We start from the raw sequence: 543 nt of genomic DNA, 5'->3' as shown, positions 1-543 counted from the left end.
CAGTATGAGTCTGCATTGAAGAAAGCAAACCTGAAAGGCTATAACCGCTAATCTGGTGAGTTTKCGAAGTTACGGAGAGTAAAAATGAAAGTTCGTGCTTCCGTCAAGAAATTATGTCGTAACTGCAAAATTGTTAAGCGTAACGGTGTCGTTCGCGTAATCTGCAGTGCAGAACCGAAGCATAAACAGCGTCAAGGCTGATTATCTCGCATATTTTTCTTGCAAAGTTGGGTTGAGCTGGCTAGATTAGCCAGCCAATCTTTTGTATGTAAGCAGCAATACTATTTGAGTATCCTGAAAACGGGCTTTTCAGAATGGTGTTGCCGTATATAAATAGTAGGAGTGCATAGTGGCCCGTATAGCAGGCATTAACATTCCTGATCAGAAACATACTGTAATCGCATTAACTTCGATCTACGGTATCGGCAAAACCCGCTCACAGTCTATCTGTGCTGCATCCGGTATTGCTGAAAATGTTAAGATCAGTGAGCTGTCTGAAGAGCAAATCGAAAAACTGCGTGACGAAGTTGCCAAGTTCATTGT

General features: G+C 42.3%; 2 protein-coding genes. Both read left to right on the top strand.

Features of this window, described 5'->3' with window-relative positions; all coding sequences use genetic code 11:
• Positions 1-84: 84 nt before the first annotated feature.
• Complete coding sequence (gene rpmJ / locus AC1DUO_RS26150) at positions 85-201, top strand: 50S ribosomal protein L36 (protein WP_002227352.1); 117 nt, start codon at positions 85-87, stop codon at positions 199-201.
• Between the two features lie 148 nt (positions 202-349).
• Positions 350-543 (top strand): 30S ribosomal protein S13 (rpsM, locus tag AC1DUO_RS26145; RefSeq protein WP_477989655.1); only part of this gene is annotated, 194 nt, incomplete at its 3' end.

It is taken from the genome of Rahnella sp. P4_A8, assembly GCF_056402435.1.
The sequence above is the reverse complement of the archived record's forward strand: the minus strand, read 5'-3'. Positions and strand labels throughout refer to the sequence as shown.

What these genes read in the sequence shown, in the direction of transcription:
- rpmJ (WP_002227352.1), top strand. Translation starts at nt 85, where the DNA reads ATGAAAGTTCGTGCTTCCGTCAAGAAATTATGTCGTAACTGCAAAATT.